At 26.1% G+C, this 618-nt stretch carries 2 protein-coding genes; one reads left to right on the top strand and one right to left on the bottom strand.

Annotated elements, in window-relative coordinates; all coding sequences use genetic code 11:
• On the bottom strand, positions 1 to 220 hold a 220-nt coding region (locus tag BT797_RS20600), incomplete at its 3' end, for an XRE family transcriptional regulator (RefSeq protein ID WP_139292009.1).
• A 189-nt stretch (positions 221 to 409) separates the two neighbouring features.
• Here BT797_RS20600 and BT797_RS20595 point away from each other — a divergent pair.
• Positions 410 to 618: hypothetical protein (locus BT797_RS20595; RefSeq protein WP_139292008.1), on the top strand; the 209-nt coding region annotated here is incomplete at its 3' end.

Genomic DNA, 618 nt, shown 5'->3' with positions numbered 1-618 from the left:
CGAATGAAATTCTGTGTAATATCGTTATTGAAAAATGAACTGTTTTTAAGTTTTGTAAATCAGAAACTCGTGGTTGTTTCATTTTAAGTATCTCACCAATTTCTTTTTGAGATAGTTCTCTTTTTTTGCAAATCTCATTAATGAATTTCATTAAGTCTAGCTTTAATTCCTCTTCATAAATAATCGCTTCATTGTAAATATCTATTTGTTGTATGTTCATTTCCTATCTCCTTAGATTAACTTTTCCTTTATAAATATCTAACCATAAAAATTTAAATATTAAAGAAAGTAAAAAATAAAAAGCTATTACTTTAAGTGAAAACGTTGTCTTTACTCGTTTTGTTGATTTTAAAAAATTGTTATTTCTCTAAAAAATGATAAGAAAATTAGTATAAATCGGAGAAATTAAATGAGTATTTTCAACATAGATAGAATTGCATATAGCTGGAATGATCAAATCAGTAACAACAAGAAAGATAACAAAGGCGCATTAACAAAAATACTGATGTATTTTTTTATTGATAAACAGAGTAAAGAAATTTCTCTAAAACGTGCAGATTTTGGCGGTTCAATAGATCCAAATCTTCCTGATCTTGACGACTATATAAGAGTAAGAGG

Origin of the sequence: Moritella viscosa (assembly GCF_900120065.1) — a bacterium.
GTDB classification, from domain to species: Bacteria; Pseudomonadota; Gammaproteobacteria; order Enterobacterales; family Moritellaceae; genus Moritella; species Moritella viscosa.
The sequence above is the reverse complement of the archived record's forward strand: the minus strand, read 5'-3'. Positions and strand labels throughout refer to the sequence as shown.